The sequence below is a fragment of the Stenotrophomonas sp. FR012 genome, from assembly GCF_047520565.2.
GTDB classification, from domain to species: Bacteria; Pseudomonadota; Gammaproteobacteria; order Xanthomonadales; family Xanthomonadaceae; genus Stenotrophomonas; species Stenotrophomonas sepilia.
In genome coordinates, this window is sequence record NZ_JAXBQL020000001.1 from 158,069 (window position 1) to 176,470 (window position 18,402).

Below are 18,402 nucleotides of genomic sequence, written 5' to 3' on the forward strand. Positions count from 1 at the left end.
CCAGTGTAGCCGCTGCTCAGCGGTGGCGCTTGCGCAGATCGCGGGCGAGGACGTAGACCACGATCAGGTTGATCGCCAGGATCGTCCACGACGGCCAGCCGGGGTGGCGGATGATCGCAAAGATGTCGAAGGGCAGGTACAGCGAGGCAGTCAGGCAGCCCAGCCAGGAGGCCCAGGCCTTGGCCCGCCACAGGCCCCAGGCTTCGACCAGGTGCAGCAGGCCGTAGCCGATCATCCCCGCCGCGGCCAGGTGGACCGCGTCGGGGCTGATCATATGCAGCAGCGAGGGCAGGGTGCCATGGTCCGGATCCAGGCTGAAACGCCGGATCAGGACCATGATGCCGTGCCGAAGCGGCTGCGGTCCGAGCACTTCCAGCCCGGTGGCGGCCAACAGCGCCAGTAACGCCTTGCTCGCTTCGAGCAGGGCGATGACGTGCAGGCCCGGATGCCGGTGTGGATCCGGGTTGTAGCCGCTCTGGTTCACGGGGTGCAGGCTCAGCCGCCGCGCGAAGCCTTCTTGCGATCGCTTTCGGTCAGGAACTTCTTGCGCAGGCGGATCTCCTTCGGGGTGATCTCGACCAGCTCATCGTCTTCGATGAAGTCCAGGGCCTGTTCCAGCGAGTACTTGATCGCCGGGGTCAGCTGGATCGCATCGTCCTTGCCCGAAGCGCGCATGTTGGTCAGCGGCTTGGTCTTGATCGCGTTGACGGTCAGGTCGTTGTCCTTGGAGTGGATGCCGACCAGCTGACCTTCATACACGTTGTCGCCTTCGGCAGCGAAGAGCTTGCCGCGTTCCTGCAGCGGACCCAGCGAGTAGGCCGGGGTGACGCCCGGCGCATTGGCGATCATCACGCCGTTGATGCGCTTGGCGATGGCGCCCTGTTCCTTCGGGCCGTAGTGGTCGAACACGTGGAACAGCAGGCCCGAACCCTGGGTCAGGGTCTTGAACTCGTTCTGGAAGCCGATCAGGCCACGGGCCGGGATCTGGTACTCCAGGCGCACGCGGCCCTTGCCGTCCGATTCCATGTTCTTCAACTGGCCCTTGCGGGTGCCCAGCTTTTCCATCACGCCGCCCTGGTGGATTTCTTCGATGTCCACCACCAGCTGCTCGATCGGCTCCATCAGCTGGCCGTCGATTTCCTTGATGATCACTTCCGGGCGCGACACAGCCAGCTCGTAGCCTTCACGGCGCATGTTCTCGATCAGCACCGACAGGTGCAGTTCGCCACGGCCGGAGACCAGGAACTTGTCGGCGTCTTCCAGCTGCTCGACCTTCAGGGCCACGTTGTGGACCTTTTCACGGTCCAGGCGGTCCTTGATCTGGCGGCTGGTCAGGAACTTGCCACCGGACAGGTCCTTGTTGCCGGCGAACGGCGAATTGTTCACCTGGAAGGTCATCGAGATGGTCGGCTCGTCGACGGTCAGCGCAGGCAGAGCTTCCGGGAAGTCCGGTGCGCAGATGGTGTCGGAGATGGTCAGCTCCTGGATGCCGGAGATGGCCACGATGTCGCCGGCCTCGGCCGAATCCTGCTCGATGCGCTCCAGGCCCATGAAGCCCAGCACCTGCAGCACCTTGCCGTTGCGCTTCTTGCCTTCACGGTCAATGACCGCGACCTGCATGTTCTTCTTCAGGGTGCCGCGCTGGATGCGGCCGATGCCGATCACGCCCACGAAGTTGTTGTAGTCCAGCTGGCTGATGCGCATCTGGAACGGGCCTTCCGGGTCCACTTCCGGCTTCGGCGCGTGCTGCATGATCGCTTCGTACAGCGGGGTCATGTCGCCGTCGCGCACGGTGTCTTCCAGGCCCGCGTAGCCGTTCAGGCCCGAGGCGTAGACGATCGGGAAATCCAGCTGCTCGTTGGTGGCACCGAGCTTGTCGAACAGGTCGAAGACCTGGTCGATCACCCACTCCGGACGGGCGCCCGGACGGTCGACCTTGTTGACCACGACGATCGGCTTGAAGCCCATCGCGAAGGCCTTCTGGGTCACGAAGCGGGTCTGCGGCATCGGGCCGTCCATCGCATCAACCAGGATCAGCACGGTGTCGACCATCGACAGCACGCGCTCGACCTCACCGCCGAAGTCGGCGTGGCCGGGGGTATCGACGATGTTAATCCGGTTCTTGATGCCGGTCTTCTTGTCTTCCCAGGTGATGGCGGTGTTCTTGGCCAGGATGGTGATGCCGCGTTCCTTTTCCTGGTCGTTGCTGTCCATCACGCGCTCGGCGAGGACGGTGCGCTCGGACAGGGTGCCGGACTGCTTCAGCAGCTGGTCGACCAGGGTGGTCTTGCCATGGTCGACGTGGGCGACGATGGCGATGTTGCGAAGATTTTCGATGGACATACGAAAGGGGGCCAGTCGGCGCCGGATTTGGAAAAAGAAGTCCAACATTATACGTCGAACTTGACGATTCGCGAAAAGGTGGATTTCACACCGGCCCAGCGGCCCATTCAGCTGGCTGTCCGCCGCTTCGACCGAGGTCGCCAGGACGGGGCCCCCGGCTCACCTGCCGCTGGCTGAAGGCGGGGGCTCCACCGATGGTCGAAGGCACCGCCGCCACGAGGCAGGTGTAAACTAGGTGGCTAGACGCATTCCCCTTTGCACCAAGGATCTTCATGTCCCTCATCGCCACTTTCGACACCACCCAGGGCCCGATCAAGGTCGAGCTGTTCGCCGACAAGGCGCCGCTGACCGTGGCCAACTTCGTGAACCTGGTCAAGCACGGCTTCTATGACGGCCTGATCTTCCACCGCGTGATCGCCGACTTCATGATCCAGGGCGGCTGCCCGCAGGGTCGTGGCACCGGCGGCCCGGGCTACAAGTTCGAAGACGAGAAGAATGGCGTGAAGCACGAGGTCGGCTCGCTGTCGATGGCCAACGCCGGCCCGAACACCAACGGCAGCCAGTTCTTCATCACCCACATCAAGACCGATTGGCTGGACGGCCGCCACACCGTCTTCGGCAAGGTCCTGGAAGGCCAGGCCATCGTCGATTCGGTCAAGCAGGGCGACGTGATCCATTCGATCACCCTTGAAGGCGACGTCGACGCTGTGCTGGCCGCCCAGGCCGACCGCGTCGCGGAGTGGAACAAGCACCTCGCCGCCTGACCCCCTTCGAAACGGCCACCCACGGGTGGCCGTTTCCCTGTTCCCCGCCGCCTGCCCGGCCTGCGTGGCCATGCCCGCGGCGTCCCATCAAACGCTTGCAAGCAAGAGGAAACCCCCATGAAAGCACCCGTTCGTGTTGCCGTGACCGGCGCCGCCGGCCAGATCGGTTATGCCCTGCTGTTCCGCATCGCCTCCGGCGAAATGCTGGGCAAGGACCAGCCGGTCATCCTGCAGCTGCTGGAACTGCCGGTCGACAAGGCCCAGGCCGCCCTGAAGGGCGTGATGATGGAGCTGGAAGACTGCGCGTTCCCGCTGCTGGCCGGCATGGTTGGCACCGATGACGCCGAAGTCGCGTTCAAGGACGCCGACATCGCTCTGCTGGTCGGCGCACGTCCGCGTGGCCCGGGCATGGAGCGCAAGGACCTGCTGCTGGAAAACGCCAAGATCTTCACCGCCCAGGGCGCGGCGCTGAACAAGGTCGCCAGCCGCGACGTGAAGGTGCTGGTGGTCGGCAACCCGGCCAACACCAACGCCTACATCGCGATGAAGTCGGCCCCGGACCTGAAGCCGGAAAACTTCACCGCCATGCTGCGCCTGGACCACAACCGCGCGCTGAGCCAGCTGTCGGCCAAGCTCGGCAAGCCGGTCGGTGGCATGGAGAAGCTGGTCGTGTGGGGCAACCACAGCCCGACCATGTACCCGGACTACCGTTTCGCCACCGTCGACGGCGCCTCGATCGCCGATGCGATCAACGACCAGGAGTGGAACGCCAACACGTTCATCCCGACCGTCGGCAAGCGCGGCGCGGCGATCATCGAAGCCCGTGGCTCGTCCTCGGCCGCTTCGGCCGCCAATGCCGCCATCGACCACGTGCGTGACTGGGTGCTGGGCAGCAACGGCAAGTGGGTCACGATGGGCGTGCCGTCCGACGGTTCCTACGGCATTCCGGAAGGCGTGATCTTCGGTTTCGCGGTGACCACCGAGAACGGCAAGTACACCCTGGTCAAGGATCTGCCGATCGACGACTTCAGCCAGAAGTACATCGACAAGACCCTGGCCGAGCTGGAAGAAGAGCGCGCCGGCGTCGCCCACCTGCTGGGCTGATGCAGGCGGTACCGGCTCCGGTCGGTACGCAGAAAGCGGGGAAGCTTCGGCTTCCCCGTTTCTGTTTGGACGGATACAGAGCCGGATGATCCATCTGCACTACATCGACGACGCGCTGCTGGTGGCTGAAAAGCCCCCCGGCCTGCTGTCCGTGCCCGGCCGCAGCGCCGAGAACCAGGACTGCGTCGTCGCGCGCCTGCAGGCGCTGTACCCGGATGCGTTGACCGTGCACCGCCTGGACCAGGTGACTTCCGGGCTGCTGCTGCATGCGCGTGGCAAGGACATGCAGGCGGCGTTGTCGATGCAGTTCGAGCAGCGCCGGGTTGGCAAGCGCTATGAAGCGGTCGTCGAGGGGCTGCTTGAAGGCGATGCCGGCGACGTGGATCTGCCGCTGATCGTGGACTGGCCGAACCGGCCGAAGCAGATGATCGACCATGAGCGCGGCAAGCCGGCGCTGACGCGTTGGCGCGTGCTGGTGCGCGATGTTGAAGCGCGGCGCACGCGCGTGGCGTTGGAACCGATCACCGGCCGCAGCCATCAGTTGCGGTTGCACATGGCCAGTATTGGCCATCCGATTGTTGGCGACGTGCTGTATGACGCGGCACCGGCGCACCGCGTGCATCTGCATGCACGCAGCCTGCGGTTCACGCATCCGCTGACGGGCGAGGCGCTCGCGTTCGAGTCCGCGACTCCGTTCTAGGGATTCGGCAGGGCTTGCAGCCCTGCACCCGCAGAATCAACGTCAATGTCAAAAGCCGGCTATACGTGGGTTGGCGGGACGGTGTCGGAGTGCGGGGCCGCCGCAAGTACGTCCGTGTAGGCTTGGCAGCCGCATCCATGCGGCTGACACCCCGCACTCCGACACCGCCCCACCTTCGACAGGTTCACTCGGCTGTTGGTAACGGTGGCCGTTGTTCCGCGCAGCTGTTGGTAGGTGTCGACCTTGGTCGACACGCTTTTTCTGTCAGATATCGAATGAATCATTCACGCATGGCGTGGATCTATCGTGTCGACCAAGGTCGACACCTACCAGAACAATATGCCGTTCCGACAGATCGCGGAATCTGTCGAAGGCGGGGTGGGTCCGGTGGCGGGAGTGTCCGCGGCATGGATGCCGCGGCCAAGCCCCCATGGACGGGTTTACGGCGTCTCCCGCCACCGGACCCACCCCGCCATCCCCAAGTAAGCCAGCTTCTGCTGTTGCTTCGGCTTCGGCTTCTGCAGGTGCAGGGCGCAGCCCTGCATGAAAAACCCACCCCCTACCAAGGTAGGGCGGCCCGCGCGCCAGCGCCGGACTATCCTCGAACCCATGACTTTGTCTGGGAGGGCTGCGTCATGAACTACGAGGAAACCTACCGTCGCTCGATCGACGAGCCGGAGGCCTTCTGGGGCGAGGAAGCCAAGCGCATCCATTGGCACAAACCGCCGCAGCAGGTGCTCGACTACAGCAACCCGCCGTTCCGGCGCTGGTTCGTCGGCGGCGAAACCAATCTCTGCTACAACGCCGTCGACCGCCACCTGGCAACGCGCGCCGACCAGCTCGCGCTGGTTGCGATTTCCACCGAAACCAACAGCACCCGCGAGATCACCTATCGCCAGCTGTATCGCGAAGTGAACGACTTCGCCGCCGTGCTCAAGCATCTCGGCGTCGGCCACGGTGACCGCGTGGTGATCTACATGCCGAACATGGCCGAAGCCGTGTTCGCGATGCTGGCCTGCGCGCGCATCGGTGCGGTGCACTCGGTGGTGTTCGGTGGCTTCGCCGCGCACAACCTGGCGCTGCGCATCGACGATGCGAAGCCGAAGTTGCTGATCGCAGCGGACGCCGGCATGCGCGGTGGCAAGCTGATTCCGTACAAGCCGATGGTCGACGCGGCCTGCGCCGAAGCGGCGTCGCCGCCACCGCACGTGCTGATCGTGTCGCGCGGGCTGGATGCCGCCGAACCCCGCGTGCCGGGTCGCGACGTGGACTACGCCGCGCTGCGTGCACAGGTTGGTGAGGTCGATGTGCCGGTACAGTGGCTGGAAGCGAGCGAGCCGAGCTACCTGCTGTACACCTCCGGTACTACCGGCAAGCCGAAGGGCGTGCAGCGCGATGTCGGTGGTTACGCGGTGGCGATGGCGCAGTCGATGGAGACCGTGTTCGACTGCAAGCCGGGCCAGGTGATGTTCTCCACTTCCGACGTCGGCTGGGCGGTAGGCCACTCGTACAACGTGTACGGCCCGCTGATCGGTGGCTGCACCTCGTTGCTGTACGAGGGGCTGCCGACGAATCCGGACCCGGGTATCTGGTGGGCGCTGTGCGAACAGTACAACGTGCGCACCATGTTCTCCTCACCCACCGCCATCCGCGTGCTGAAGAAGCATGACGCGGACTTCATCCATCGCCACGACCTGCGCGCCCTGAAGTATCTGTTCCTGGCCGGAGAGCCGCTGGACGAGCCCACCGCGCACTGGATCAGCGAAGCGCTGGGGAAGCCGATCATCGACAACTACTGGCAGACCGAAACCGGCTGGCCGGCACTGACCCTGCTGCCGGGCCTGGAGATGAAGCCGGTGCGCTTCGGTTCACCGGGCTTCCCCAATCTCGGCTACCGGATGAAGGTGATCGACGAGAACACCGGCGAGGAAGTGGCACCGGGGCAGAAGGGCGTGCTGGTGGTGTCGCCGCCCTTGCCGCCGGGTTGCATGAGCACGGTGTGGAACGACGACAGCCGTTTCCTGCAGAGCTACTTCAGCCACTTCAAGGAACTGCTGTACAGCTCGCTGGACTGGGCGATCCGCGATGACGATGGCTATACCTTCATCCTCGGCCGTACCGACGATGTGATCAACGTGGCCGGGCATCGTCTGGGCACGCGCGAGATCGAGGAGGCCATCTCCAGCCATCCGCGCGTGGCCGAGGCTGCCGTGATCGGGGTCAAGGACGAGCTGAAGGGGCAGGTGCCGCTGGTGTTCGTCACCCTCAAGCAGGGGCTTGAAGGCGAGGATCCGGCGCCGGTGGTGGCCGAGATGATGGCGACGGTGACGACTTCGCTTGGTGCGGTCGCGCGCCCGGCGCATGTGCACGTGGTCAACGCGCTGCCCAAGACCCGTTCGGGCAAGCTGCTGCGGCGCTCATTGCAGGCGTTGGCCGAGCAGCGTGACCCGGGCGACCTGTCGACGCTGGACGACCCCAGCGCGCTGGAGGAGATCCGCCGCGCGCTGGGCCGTTGATCCGGTGGTGCCGGCCGCTGGCCGGCCCCCCATCAATCCCGAGGTTGCCGGCCAGCGGCCGGCACTACCCGCTGCACTTGCGCTACGCTCGCCCTGTCATCGACCTGCAACACGCGGTGCGCGCCGGGGAATGCGCGCGCCGCCCAGGGGTGGCACACAGGGGGGCGTGCCCGTGAGGGTGCGCCGGCATGGCGCATCAAGGGAGGGGGATGCAATGGCATTGCTGCACGCCAAGACGGCTGCTGGCCGTCAGGAAATCGAAGACCGTGGCCGGCGCCTGCCGGCGGCACTGCGTTCAATCCTGCTGATGGTCGATGGCCATCGCGATGACACCGAGCTGCGCGGCTTGTTCGATGGCCTGCGCGCACCTCCGGATGCACTGGAGCAGCTGGCCGCACAGGGACTGATCGAGGTGATCGGCGGGAGCGTAGAGGCCGCTCCGGCGCGTGGCATCAGCACCGGCCGCGAACAGGACCCGGCGCTGTACCAGCAGTTGTACGACGCGATGAGCGAGGCGGTGCGGCGCCATCTGGGGCTGAAGGGCTACTTCATGCAGTTGAAGATCGAACGCTGCACCGATGCGCTGGCGTTGGAACGCCTTTGCCCGGAACTGCTGGCGGCGGTGGGCAAGGCGCGCAGCCCGGCGCTGGCCCAGCGCTGGTGGCAGGAAACCCAGTCCGCCGTAGTAAACGCTGGCAAAGAGGTCGTGCAGGCCTGAGCCACCGCGTAAAGTGATCGGTTCACTTCCCCACAAGGAGTTCCGCGTGCAGGACGACCACGATGACACCGACACCCCCGGCTGGGACGCGATCAATGCGGCGCTTTCGCCGCTGTATGCCGGGCAGGAGCCGCGACACTACGGCACCGCGCTTCCCTACACGCTCGGCGGCCAGGATCCGCTGGATGGCATCAGCGTGTACTGGGCGGATGCGCCGGTTCCGCATTGGCACTACATCACCTACGGTTTCTCCGAGCTGTATGCCAAGGAGAGCAGTGATGCTGCCGCCAGCGGCTATGGTTTCGAGCTGACGTTCCGTCTCGCTGCCGAAGCCGCTGAGAACGCCGACAGCACGCCGCCGGTGTGGCCGATGAACCTGCTGCAGAACCTGGCGCGCTATGTGTTCGGCAGCGGCAACGTGTTCGAGGATGGCCACCATCTGAATGCCAACGGCCCGATCGCACTGGAGACCGACACGCGGTTGTGCCACCTGGCCTTCATTGCCGACCCGCAGTTGCCGGCACGCGACACCGCCAATGGCCACCTGCAGTTCCTGCAGCTGGTCGGATTGACCGATGAGGAAATGGAGGCAGTCAAGCGCTGGTCTACGCGCGGCGTGCTGCAGGCGCTGCAGCCGGCAATGCCGCTGTGGATCAGCGACCTGCACCGCGGCAACCTGCTGGAGGACCCTGCGCTGGCGGCAGAGGTGCGGGCCGGCAGCGAGCGCGAAGGCTCCAGCACCGGCATGTTGTTCATCGAGACACTGGACTGGCGCCAGGAGGCGGGCATGATCACGCTGGTGCTTGGCGCCGGCCAGGTGGCGAGCGTGTGCGAACTGCTGCCGCTGCGCCTGCGCCACGGCAGATCGCTGGAACTGGTCAGCCGCGAGCGGCAGTGGGAGTTCATCGCCGACGGGGGCGGTGAAGTGGCGGACGTATCCGCCGACAGCGCGCGCTGGTCACTGGACGAGGCGGGCCTGCAGGCCCTGGCAGGGGTGCACGCCGAGCGCGGGGTCTACCCGCTGGCAGGAAGGTTGCGTATCGAGGTGGTGCCGACCTACCTGCGCGATGCCAAGGGGGAAGTGATCCGCCAGATCGGCTGATCGCGCCAATGAAATCGAGTGGGGCGGAGCCGCCTGGTAGCCGATGGGGTCAGATCCGTTCGCCACGCGAACGGATCTGACCCCTGACCAAGGTCAGGCCAGGCCTTCGGCCTTCAGCGCGGCCTGCACGCCGGCATCGGCGTCCATGCGTGCCTTGTAGGCGGCCAGGTTGTCCAGGCCGGACAGATCAACCTTGGTACCGGCGGCCCAGCGCAGGGTGATGTAGAAGTACGGGTCGGCGAAGCTGCGGAAGCCGGCCAGCCAGGGCTTGTCGGCCAGCTGCTTGTCAGCGGTCTCGAACAGGCCACGCAGGCGCTTGTGCGCGGCGGCGCGGATCGCGTCGTACTGGCTCTCGTCGGCGATGAACTTGCCCGGCGCGAACAGCGGCGAGAAGGCCGGGTGCACGTCGGAATTGACGAAGGCCAGCCAGCGGGTGGCTTCGGCGCGCTGGCGCGGGCTGCCATCACCGGCGAGGCCGGCCTGCGGGAAGCTGTCGGCGATGTAGCCCATGATCGCGGCGTTCTGCAGCAGCACGAAGTCGCCGTCGACCAGTGCGGGAACGGCACCGGCCGGATTGATCTTCAGGAATTCCGGACCCTTCAGGGTGTCCTTGTTCAGCAGTTCAACCTCGAACGGCTGGCCGGTCCACTGCAGGGCGATGTGGTCGGCGGTGGAACAGGCACCGGGCTTGCTGTACAGCTTCATGGGAACTCCAGGTGATGCGGGCGGGAAACGCCCACTATCCCAGAGCCCGGCGGCGGCCGGCAACGCTGCCGCCAGCACGGATCGTTACGATTGCCGTGGCTTGAGGTTCTGCACCTTGTAGAAGGTGTGATCGCCGATGGTCGCCACCTGGTAGGCGTTGCGCCAGTTCGGGCTGGCGATGGACAGCGCGGCGAAGTGGCTGGCACCGGGCACGATCTCGCGGCGTTCGCCGGCCGGCAGCGCCCAGTTGCGCTCGGCGTCGAAGGCCACGTTCATCGCTTCGCTCCACGCCGCGTCATTGCCCAGCTGGGTGCCGGGGGAGACGATGGTCGGTGCGAACTGCTTGCGCGCGGTGACCACCTGGCACATCGAGTCGCCCCACAGGCCACTGTCGAGACGGCGCAGGGCGACCTCGGCAACAGCCTGCTGGCCGCGCAGGGTCTGGTCGCGGGCTTCCAGGTAGACGGTGGTGCTCAAACACAGTGAATCAGCGGCCGGCTGAGGCAACAACTGCGACAGCCAGAGAATCCAGGCCAGTTTCATATAACTCCTTGCTCCGTATGGGCCGCACCCTCCGGTTCCGGCCGCGGGGCGACAGGAGGTGGGGGACGACTTGGCGTCATGGGGAGGCGGCCATCGGGGCCGCCCCGTGGGCAGCCCCAAAAGAAACGATCAGTACCGATCGTGGGGACTGCGCCGGCTCACCGGAAACTGGCTGGTGAGCGGAAAGATGGCGCAAGGTAGGGGGGCATAGCCGAACGCATCGTGAACCGCTCGGCTTGACATTCAGGTTCAACCGGGGTGACGGAAATCACATTCCGTCCCCCATTCAGGCGCTCATCAGAGCGCGGCGGCGACCCGGCTGCCCTGGTCGATGGCGCGTTTCGCATCGAGTTCGGCGGCCACGTCGGCACCGCCGATCAGCTGCGCGTTGATGCCGGCCGCCTGCAGTTCGGCCTGCAGCGTGCGGTTCGGTTCCTGCCCGGCGCAGATCACCACATGGTCGACCGGCAGCAGCTGTTCGCTGCCGTCCACGCGGATGCGCAGGCCCTCGTCGTCCACCCCTAGGTACTCGACGCCACCGAGCATGCGCACGCCCTTGGCCTTCAGCGTGGCGCGATGGATCCAGCCGGTGGTCTTGCCCAGCCGCGCGCCCGGCTTGCCCGGGCTGCGCTGCAGCAGCCACAAGCGTCGCGGTGACGGCTCGACCTCGGGCCGACCCAGCGAGCCGCGTGCCTCGAAGCTGGGGTCCACGCCCCATTCGGCCATCCAGCGCTGCGGATCCAGCGAGGGGGATTCACCGGCGTGGCTGAGGAATTCGCCGACATCGAAGCCGATGCCGCCGGCGCCGATGATCGCCGCATTGGCGCCCACTTCGACCCGTCCCAGCAGCACGTCCAGGTAGCTCACCACCTTGGCGTGATCGGCACCGGGGAAATCGACCTTGCGCGGGGTGATGCCGGTGGCCAGCACCACCTCGTCGAAGCCAGCCAGTTGGGAAGCGTCGACGCGGGTGCCCAGGCGCAGCTGTACGCCGGTCTCCTGCAGCGCGTGGCGGAAGTAGCGCAGGGTCTCGTGGAACTCTTCCTTGCCGGGGATGCGCTTGGCCACGTTGAACTGGCCGCCGATCTCATCATTGGCATCGAACAGGGTGACCTGGTGGCCACGCTGGGCAGCGACAGTGGCGCAGGCCAGGCCGGCGGGGCCGGCGCCGACCACCGCAACCGTCTTCGGCGTAGCAGTGGGACGATAGACCAGCTCGGTCTCGTGGGCGGCGCGCGGATTGACCAGGCAGCTGGCCAGCTTGTTCTCGAACACGTGGTCCAGGCAGGCCTGGTTGCAGGCGATGCAGGTGTTGATCGCCTCCGCGCGGCCGGCACGGGCCTTGTTCGGCCACTGCGGGTCGGCCAGCAGCGGGCGTGCCAGCGACACCATGTCGGCGCCGCCACCGGCCAGGATGCGTTCGGCAACGTCGGGCATGTTGATGCGGTTGGTCGCCACCAGCGGTACCTTCACATGCGGCTTGAGCTTGGCGGTGACGCCGGCAAAGGCCGCGCGCGGCACCGAGGTGGCGATGGTCGGAATGCGCGCTTCGTGCCAGCCGATGCCGGAATTGATGATCGTTGCGCCAGCCGCCTCGATCGCCTGCGCCTGTTGAACGATCTCGTCCCAGTCGCTGCCGTCGTCGACCAGATCCACCAGTGACAGGCGGTAGATGATGATGAAGTCCGGGCCACAGGCCTCGCGTATGCGGCGCACGATCTCGACCGCGAAGCGCATGCGCTGGCGCGCGTCGCCGCCCCAGGCATCGGCGCGCTTGTTGGTGCGCGGGGCGATGAACTCGTTGATGAGGTAGCCCTCCGAGCCCATCACTTCCACGCCGTCGTAGCCGGCCTCGCGGGCCAGCTTCGCGCTGCGAGCGTAGTCGGCGATATGGCGCTCTACGCCGCTGGCCGACAATGCGCGCGGGGTGAACGGGTTGATCGGTGCCTTCAGCTTCGACGGTGCCACCGACAACGGGTGGTAGGCATAGCGGCCGGCATGCAGCAACTGCAGGCAGATCTTCGCGCCGTGCTGGTGCGCGGCGGCGGTGAGCTGGCGGTGCGGCCGCACTTCCCAGGGCCAGGACAGCTTGCCACCGAATGGCTTCAGCCAACCGACCACATTGGGCGCGAAGCCGCCGGTGACGATCAGGCCGACGCCGCCCTCGGCGCGCTCGGCGAAGTAGGCCGCCAGCCGTGGGAAGTCGCGGGCGCGATCTTCCAGGCCGGTGTGCATCGAACCCATCAGGACGCGGTTGCGCAGCTGGGTGAAGCCCAGATCCAGCGGGGCGAACAGGTGGGGATAGGCGCTTTCGTTGGCTGGCGACATGGTCGATACGCTTGCGTACGGAAGCGCGAAGCGTGCCGCGAAACGGCGGCCGGGGCAAGGGCCGCTTCTTTGGGAGGGCTGGCCGCTGTCTGACGGTTTGGTAGTGCCGGCCGCTGGCCGGGTGCGCTCGGCACATGCGTGCTGTCGCTCCCGCGTTTCGCTGCGCGAATCGCGGGCCCCACTCACCGGCCTCCAACCCCCCGCGCCTGCGGCGCTGCCCCCGAACTCCGGGGGCGGTAGTGCCGGCCGCTGGCCGGCATTCCGGTCAACTCAGGGCGATTGCGGTTGCCGGCCAGCGGCCGGCACTACCGGAGCAGGCCGACCGATCCCGAACCAGCCCAGCGTCACTCCGCACAGCGGCCCGATCAGCAGGGCGAAGGCGAGGGTGCCGAGGCCGACATTGCCGCCCAGGCACCAGCCCAGCAGCAGTACGCTGCCTTCGATCAGGCTGCGCACCTTCCAGATCGGCCAGCCGGTACGGGCATGCAGACCGGTCATCAGGCCATCGCGTGGCCCCGGGCCAAGGCGGGCACCGATGTACAGGCCGGTGGCCAGCGCCACCAGCAGCATGCCGGCACAGAACATCGCCACCTGCCAGCCAAGGCCGACGGCCGGCGGCAGCAGCCACAGCCCGAACTGTGCGGAGGGGCCGATCAGCATCACGTTGAGCACGGTGCCGAGGCCCGGCTTCTGCCGCAGGGGCCACCACAGCAGGAGCACCAATGCACCGATGGCATTGGTTGCCAGGCCGAATGACAGCGGCGTCTGCGCGGCGATGCCCTGCGACAGAACATCCCAGGGTGCCACGCCGATGGCGGCGCGGATCATCAGCGAGGCGCCGAAGCCGTACAGGAACAGGCCGGTGATCAATTGCAGCAGGCGCAAGGGCAGGGCGGTGGGCATGGCGGTCCGGGGGGGCGGGGATCTGTTTCCACCGTATCGCCGTTTCTGCGTCATCCATAGATACAGATGCCGGCCAATCCGCCGCTACAGGTAGCGTCGATCCCGCGTAGAGGCTGTGGTGTAGAGCCGAGCCCCTGATCGGCTCCGCACCGCGGCGTCAGTCGTCCCAGCCGACCAGCGCCAGCTTGCCCACCGTGCGCCCGCTGGCCAGGCGCTGATGCGCGATGTCCAGGTTGGCCGCATTGATCGTGCCCAGCGTCTCATTGAGCGTACCGCGCAGCTGGCCGGCATCGATCATGCTGGCCGCACGGCTGAGGATGCGGTGCTGTTCGATGCAGTCGGCGGTGGCGAAGCGCGAACGCGCGAACATGAATTCCCAGTGGATGCCGATGCATTTGGCCTTGTAGGGATCGCCGATGCGCAGTGCACCCCGCGGCTCGACGATCAGGCCGACGTGGCCCTGCGGTGCCAGCAGCTGGCCTAGTTCATCCCAGTAGTGGTCGGTGTCGGCCAGATTGAGCGCGACCTGCACCGCATCGATGCCCAGCGCCTGCAACTGGGGCTGCAGTGGCTGCCGATGGTCGATCACATGCGCGGCCCCCATCTGTCGGCACCAGTCGATCGAGGCCTCGCGTGAGGCGGTGGCGATCACCTCGAAACCGGCATGGCGCGCCAGCTGGATCGCCATCGAGCCGACGCCGCCGGCGCCGCCGATCACCAGCAGGTGCTGGCCCACGTGACGGCGGCCATCGAGCTGCAGCGGCATGCGCTGGAACAGCAGTTCCCAGGCTGTGAGAGTGGTCAGCGGCAGCGCGGCCGCTTCAGCGAAATCGAGCGTGGTCGGCTTGCGCGCGACCAGGCGCTCATCAACCCACTGGTACTGGGCGTTGCAGCCCGGTCGGGTCACGTCACCGGCGAAGTAGACCTCGTCACCGGAGGCGAACAGGCTGGCCTCGTCACCGATGGCTTCGACCACGCCGGCTGCGTCCCAGCCGAGCACCCGGGGAACCTCAAGGGTGGCTGGATCGGTGGCGGCCCGCTGCTTGCCATCGACGGGGTTGACCGAAACCGCTTCGATCCGCACCAGCAGATCGCGGCCGCGAGGAGGCAGCGGCGGTGGCAGCAGAACATCACGCAGGGCGGGCGCGTATTCACGACTCAGGGCGACGGCTTTCATCACGGCTCCGGCTGGGTTCGTGATCCCATCATAAGGTTCCTCACGTTTCCTCAGACGCGCTGAACCGTGTGATGCAGCACGTTGCGCAATATGTCGCTTCCCGCGCCTAAACCCCGTCAAACCCTTGCAGCGTGTGGGTCTTGCGGATTTTCATCATCCTGTATAGGGTTTCAACGTCGGACCGGTGGACGGTCGGGCGCAACACTTCACATGTTACGGGACTGTTAACATGGCCTTCACCCGCCTGAGCATAATGTTCGCGGCGGTGGCGTGCTGAATCGGCTGTCGAACATCGACGCACTAGTGCTGGCCCATGCCTCTACCGGTTTCATACCCCCGAAATAGGAGCTGTACTCAATGAACAAGAAGATCCTTACTGCCGCGCTGCTGGGCGGCCTGGCTTTCGCCCAGGCAGCTTCTGCGCAGGAGTTCGATGACCGCTGGTACCTGACCGGTTCGGCCGGCTTCAACTTCCAGGACAGCGACCGTCTGACCAATGACGCTCCGTTCGTGACCCTGGGCCTGGGTAAGTTCATCAGCCCGAACTGGTCGCTGGACGGTGAGCTGAACTACCAGAACCCGAACTTCGACAGCAACCAGGACCTGAACTGGTCGCAGTACGGCGTCTCGCTGGACCTGCGTCGCCACTTCATCAAGGAAGGCCGCGGCTGGAACCCGTACATCGTCGGTGGCCTGGGCTACCAGAAGTCGGAAGAAGAGTACGCTGCGCTCGACAACAACGGCCCGCGCCAGCGTAAGGACGGCAATGTTGCTGCCAAGCTGGGCGTCGGCCTGCAGACCACCTTCGAGAAGCGTGTTGCTGTCCGCGCCGAAGTGGCCTACCGCGCTGACTTCGACGACCAGAGCATCGCCGCACGTGACGAAAGCTGGTTCGGCGACGTGCTGGCTTCGGTCGGCGTCGTGATCCCGCTGGGCCCGGCTCCGGTCGCGGCTGCTCCGGCTCCGGCTCCGGTTGCCCCGAGCTGCGCCGACCTGGACGACGACGGTGACGGCGTCAACAACTGCGACGACAAGTGCCCGAACTCGCAGCCGGGTCAGACCATCGGTCCGGACGGTTGCCCGGTTCCGGTCTCCATCGACCTGAAGGGCGTCAACTTCGACTTCGACAAGTCGAACCTGCGTCCGGACGCCGTGGCGATCCTGAGCGAAGCCACCGAGATCCTGAAGCGTTACCCGGATCTGCGCGTTGAAGTTGCCGGTCACACCGACTCGAAGGGTACCGACGCTTACAACCAGAAGCTGTCGGAGCGTCGTGCTACCGCCGTGTACAACTACCTGACCAAGAACGGCGTTGACGCCGGTCGCCTGGTCGGCCCGATCGGCTACGGCGAGAGCCGTCCGATTGCTCCGAACACCAACCCGGATGGTTCGGACAACCCGGAAGGTCGCGCCAAGAACCGTCGTACCGAGCTGAACGTCCAGAACTAAGTTCTGACGCTCTGCCCGTAGGACACAGCAGGACCCGGCTTCGGCCGGGTCTTGTTGTTTCTGCGGGCAGGACGCTCGCCTGTGACGCGGCAAGGCAACCGTTCGTCGGTCTTTTGTCCGTAAAACCAATAAGTTGTCGTATTCATTGAAAGTGGTGCTTGAAAGCTGACGCGGCATTGCTAAACTCGCCGCGTCACTTCCTTCCGTGGATGCCCCTCATGCTGCGCTCTGCATCGGCCGCCGTCCTGGCGCTGGCCCTGGTTCCCGCCGCCCACGCTGCGGTCGATTGCTCGGTCAACACCAGCGCCTCGCCGCTGCCGTTGCCGGCCACGACCATCGCGCCAGTGGCCGACGAGCTGTACATCCGTGGCAACCAGCTGGGCATGCCGGCCGGTGTGCTGAGCAGCAACTACGATCCGTCGCAGTCGCTGGACCAGGTGCTGCAGCGCCTGCGCATCGACGGCTGCCAGAACATCGCCAAGGCCATTCCGAGCGCACCGGCGGTGAAGCCGAACGATCCGGCGGCCTACAAGCCGCAGACCGAATTCGACAACACGCCCTGGCGCTTCGACATGAGCCAGAACGGCAAGCGCATGACCGCCGAAGAGTTCGACGCCTGGATGAAGGCGCGCGGCGTTCGCGTGGTCAAGGCGCGTCCGGCTCCGGCCGCCACTCCGGCCCCGGCCGAAGCACCGGCTGAGACCAAGCCGGTCGACAAGAAGTAAGCGCCGCGGGGAGCAGAGGCTTGCGCACGCGCCGCCCACCTGCCGCCCCCGCCTCCCGCTCCCGCGCACCGCGTGGGCGTGCGACTCCGAATGTCTCCAGTGGCGTGCGCCATGGCCTGGCGCGCGTGCTGTCCAAGGCGGGTGTGTGCTCGCGCAGCGAGGCCGCGCGCTGGATTGCCGAGGGCCGCGTACGCGTGTCCGGCCGCATCGTTCGTGATCCCGAGTTCCCGATTGCCAGTCCGCCCCCGCCGATCGAGGTCGACGGCCAGCCGATGGGGGCGCCGCAGCGCCTGTACCTGATGCTCAACAAGCCGCGCGGGGTGGTCACCACGGCGCAGGACGAGCGTGGTCGCGACACCGTGTATCGCTGCTTCGATGGTGCCGGCCTGCCGTGGATCGCGCCGGTCGGGCGCCTGGACAAGGCCAGCGAAGGCTTGCTGTTGTTCAGCAATGATCCGCAGTGGGCGGCGCACCTGACCGATCCGGAGACCGGCCCGCAGAAAACCTATCACGTGCAGGTGGATCGTCTGCCCGATGAGGACACCCTGGCCGCGCTGCGCGCCGGTGTCGAAGACGCGGGCGAGCTCCTCGCCGCCCGTGCCGTGCGCGTACTGCGCAGTGGCGACAAGACCGCATGGCTGGAGGTGGTCCTCGACGAGGGCCGCAACCGCCATATCCGCCGCCTGTTGGCGGCCTTCGACCTGCAGGTGCTGCGCCTGGTCCGGGTCGCGATCGGTGGGCTGGTGCTCGGCGATCTCGGCAAGGGCCAGTGGCGGGTTCTGCAGGTCAGCGACCAGCAGCGGCTGGGGGCCGCTGCACCGGGCTGATCATCGCCCGTGGCCGGCAGTTGCCGGCCGCCGTTCCAGGCGTAGGGGGCGCCTGGCTGTCGACATTCCCGAACGGAGCCTGCCATGTACCACCCGACCCTCAATCAAACCCTGCGCTGTGCAGGCCTGCTGCTGCCGATGGTGCTGCTGGCCGCCTGCGGCGGCCACAAGAAGGTGGCCAAGGCGGAAACGCCTGCCGAGACCCCGGTGGTGGAAGTGAAGACCCCGGAGCTGGATGGTCGCGGCAGTTACCGCTTCCTGATGAGTAACGGTGACAAGAAGATGACCGCCGATGAGTTCGATGCCTGGATGAAGGCCAACGGCATCCGCGTTGCCAAGGGCAATGGCCAGGACGCTGCCGCCAAGCCGGTAGTGGTGGCCAGCAAGGAAGAGCCGAAGGGCAAGAAGAAAAAGAAGTGACGCCAGTGGGTGCCGACCTCGGTCGGCACGCTTTGACCGTGCGGGGTCAGAACCCTTTCCTGCGGAAAGGGATCCGAC

General features: G+C 66.3%; 17 protein-coding genes. 10 read left to right on the top strand and 7 right to left on the bottom strand.

Going from position 1 to position 18,402, the window contains the following annotated elements; translation table 11 throughout:
- Positions 1-16: 16 nt before the first annotated feature.
- The gene (locus ACM0O9_RS00765) at positions 17-484 is read right to left on the bottom strand and encodes a DUF2127 domain-containing protein (RefSeq protein ID WP_049414692.1); all 468 of its coding nucleotides are present in this window, start codon (positions 482-484) and stop codon (positions 17-19) included.
- Between the two features lie 11 nt (positions 485-495).
- Positions 496-2,343 (bottom strand): translational GTPase TypA, encoded by a 1,848-nt coding sequence (typA, locus tag ACM0O9_RS00770; protein WP_005415427.1) that lies wholly within the window; start codon positions 2,341-2,343, stop codon positions 496-498.
- Between the two features lie 272 nt (positions 2,344-2,615).
- Here typA and ACM0O9_RS00775 point away from each other — a divergent pair, with 272 nt between their 5' ends.
- The 6 genes from ACM0O9_RS00775 (at position 2,616) to ACM0O9_RS00800 (ending at position 9,247) form a co-directional block, all read left to right on the top strand.
- Positions 2,616-3,107, top strand: a complete 492-nt coding sequence (locus tag ACM0O9_RS00775) for a peptidylprolyl isomerase (RefSeq protein ID WP_005408225.1) — start codon at positions 2,616-2,618, stop codon at positions 3,105-3,107.
- Positions 3,108-3,224: 117 nt separating this feature from the next.
- Entirely contained in the window at positions 3,225-4,211 is a 987-nt protein-coding gene (locus tag ACM0O9_RS00780) for a malate dehydrogenase (protein ID WP_065178953.1), read from the top strand.
- Between the two features lie 85 nt (positions 4,212-4,296).
- The gene (locus tag ACM0O9_RS00785) at positions 4,297-4,911 is read left to right on the top strand and encodes an RluA family pseudouridine synthase (RefSeq protein WP_065178952.1); all 615 of its coding nucleotides are present in this window, start codon (positions 4,297-4,299) and stop codon (positions 4,909-4,911) included.
- A 635-nt stretch (positions 4,912-5,546) separates the two neighbouring features.
- Positions 5,547-7,427, top strand: coding sequence for a propionate--CoA ligase (prpE, locus tag ACM0O9_RS00790; RefSeq protein WP_005415430.1), 1,881 nt, complete (start codon positions 5,547-5,549; stop codon positions 7,425-7,427).
- Between the two features lie 214 nt (positions 7,428-7,641).
- Entirely contained in the window at positions 7,642-8,145 is a 504-nt protein-coding gene (locus tag ACM0O9_RS00795) for a hypothetical protein (protein WP_005415431.1), read from the top strand.
- Between the two features lie 46 nt (positions 8,146-8,191).
- Positions 8,192-9,247, top strand: a complete 1,056-nt coding sequence (locus ACM0O9_RS00800) for a suppressor of fused domain protein (RefSeq protein ID WP_171955819.1) — start codon at positions 8,192-8,194, stop codon at positions 9,245-9,247.
- A gap of 93 nt (positions 9,248-9,340) precedes the next feature.
- Here the strand turns inward: ACM0O9_RS00800 and ACM0O9_RS00805 are convergent, their stop codons facing one another.
- The 5 genes from ACM0O9_RS00805 to ACM0O9_RS00825 all read right to left on the bottom strand — a co-directional run bounded on the left by ACM0O9_RS00805 (position 9,341) and on the right by ACM0O9_RS00825 (position 14,903).
- A complete protein-coding gene (locus ACM0O9_RS00805) occupies positions 9,341-9,952 on the bottom strand; it encodes a glutathione S-transferase N-terminal domain-containing protein (protein WP_053501065.1) in 612 nt (203 codons plus the stop codon).
- A gap of 84 nt (positions 9,953-10,036) precedes the next feature.
- Positions 10,037-10,495 (bottom strand): cell wall hydrolase, encoded by a 459-nt coding sequence (locus tag ACM0O9_RS00810; protein WP_004154513.1) that lies wholly within the window; start codon positions 10,493-10,495, stop codon positions 10,037-10,039.
- A 297-nt stretch (positions 10,496-10,792) separates the two neighbouring features.
- Positions 10,793-12,823 carry an NADPH-dependent 2,4-dienoyl-CoA reductase gene (locus ACM0O9_RS00815; RefSeq protein WP_005415434.1) on the bottom strand — a complete coding sequence of 677 codons (2,031 nt, stop codon included), beginning with the start codon at positions 12,821-12,823 and terminating at the stop codon, positions 10,793-10,795.
- A gap of 270 nt (positions 12,824-13,093) precedes the next feature.
- Positions 13,094-13,726 (bottom strand): membrane protein YczE, encoded by a 633-nt coding sequence (gene yczE / locus ACM0O9_RS00820; RefSeq protein ID WP_005415435.1) that lies wholly within the window; start codon positions 13,724-13,726, stop codon positions 13,094-13,096.
- Positions 13,727-13,883: 157 nt separating this feature from the next.
- On the bottom strand, positions 13,884-14,903 hold the full coding sequence (locus ACM0O9_RS00825) for a zinc-binding alcohol dehydrogenase family protein (protein WP_053501218.1): 1,020 nt from the start codon (positions 14,901-14,903) through the stop codon (positions 13,884-13,886).
- Positions 14,904-15,260: 357 nt separating this feature from the next.
- Between ACM0O9_RS00825 and ACM0O9_RS00830 the strand changes: the two genes are divergently transcribed.
- From ACM0O9_RS00830 to ACM0O9_RS00845, 4 genes are all read left to right on the top strand, one after another.
- Entirely contained in the window at positions 15,261-16,352 is a 1,092-nt protein-coding gene (locus tag ACM0O9_RS00830; RefSeq protein WP_049416163.1) for an OmpA family protein, read from the top strand.
- Between the two features lie 218 nt (positions 16,353-16,570).
- Entirely contained in the window at positions 16,571-17,077 is a 507-nt protein-coding gene (locus ACM0O9_RS00835; RefSeq protein ID WP_005408235.1) for a hypothetical protein, read from the top strand.
- 20 nt (positions 17,078-17,097) lie between these two features.
- The gene (locus ACM0O9_RS00840) at positions 17,098-17,904 is read left to right on the top strand and encodes a pseudouridine synthase (RefSeq protein ID WP_065179528.1); all 807 of its coding nucleotides are present in this window, start codon (positions 17,098-17,100) and stop codon (positions 17,902-17,904) included.
- Between the two features lie 84 nt (positions 17,905-17,988).
- Positions 17,989-18,324 carry a hypothetical protein gene (locus tag ACM0O9_RS00845; RefSeq protein ID WP_005415439.1) on the top strand — a complete coding sequence of 112 codons (336 nt, stop codon included), beginning with the start codon at positions 17,989-17,991 and terminating at the stop codon, positions 18,322-18,324.
- The last annotated feature ends 78 nt before the right edge of the window (positions 18,325-18,402 follow it).

What these genes read in the sequence shown, in the direction of transcription:
- typA (WP_005415427.1), bottom strand. Translation starts at nt 2,343, where the DNA reads ATGTCCATCGAAAATCTTCGCAACATCGCCATCGTCGCCCACGTCGAC.
- ACM0O9_RS00775 (WP_005408225.1), top strand. Translation starts at nt 2,616, where the DNA reads ATGTCCCTCATCGCCACTTTCGACACCACCCAGGGCCCGATCAAGGTC.
- ACM0O9_RS00780 (WP_065178953.1), top strand. Translation starts at nt 3,225, where the DNA reads ATGAAAGCACCCGTTCGTGTTGCCGTGACCGGCGCCGCCGGCCAGATC.
- ACM0O9_RS00785 (WP_065178952.1), top strand. Translation starts at nt 4,297, where the DNA reads ATGATCCATCTGCACTACATCGACGACGCGCTGCTGGTGGCTGAAAAG.
- prpE (WP_005415430.1), top strand. Translation starts at nt 5,547, where the DNA reads ATGAACTACGAGGAAACCTACCGTCGCTCGATCGACGAGCCGGAGGCC.
- ACM0O9_RS00795 (WP_005415431.1), top strand. Translation starts at nt 7,642, where the DNA reads ATGGCATTGCTGCACGCCAAGACGGCTGCTGGCCGTCAGGAAATCGAA.
- ACM0O9_RS00805 (WP_053501065.1), bottom strand. Translation starts at nt 9,952, where the DNA reads ATGAAGCTGTACAGCAAGCCCGGTGCCTGTTCCACCGCCGACCACATC.
- ACM0O9_RS00810 (WP_004154513.1), bottom strand. Translation starts at nt 10,495, where the DNA reads ATGAAACTGGCCTGGATTCTCTGGCTGTCGCAGTTGTTGCCTCAGCCG.
- ACM0O9_RS00815 (WP_005415434.1), bottom strand. Translation starts at nt 12,823, where the DNA reads ATGTCGCCAGCCAACGAAAGCGCCTATCCCCACCTGTTCGCCCCGCTG.
- yczE (WP_005415435.1), bottom strand. Translation starts at nt 13,726, where the DNA reads ATGCCCACCGCCCTGCCCTTGCGCCTGCTGCAATTGATCACCGGCCTG.
- ACM0O9_RS00825 (WP_053501218.1), bottom strand. Translation starts at nt 14,903, where the DNA reads ATGAAAGCCGTCGCCCTGAGTCGTGAATACGCGCCCGCCCTGCGTGAT.
- ACM0O9_RS00830 (WP_049416163.1), top strand. Translation starts at nt 15,261, where the DNA reads ATGAACAAGAAGATCCTTACTGCCGCGCTGCTGGGCGGCCTGGCTTTC.
- ACM0O9_RS00835 (WP_005408235.1), top strand. Translation starts at nt 16,571, where the DNA reads ATGCTGCGCTCTGCATCGGCCGCCGTCCTGGCGCTGGCCCTGGTTCCC.
- ACM0O9_RS00845 (WP_005415439.1), top strand. Translation starts at nt 17,989, where the DNA reads ATGTACCACCCGACCCTCAATCAAACCCTGCGCTGTGCAGGCCTGCTG.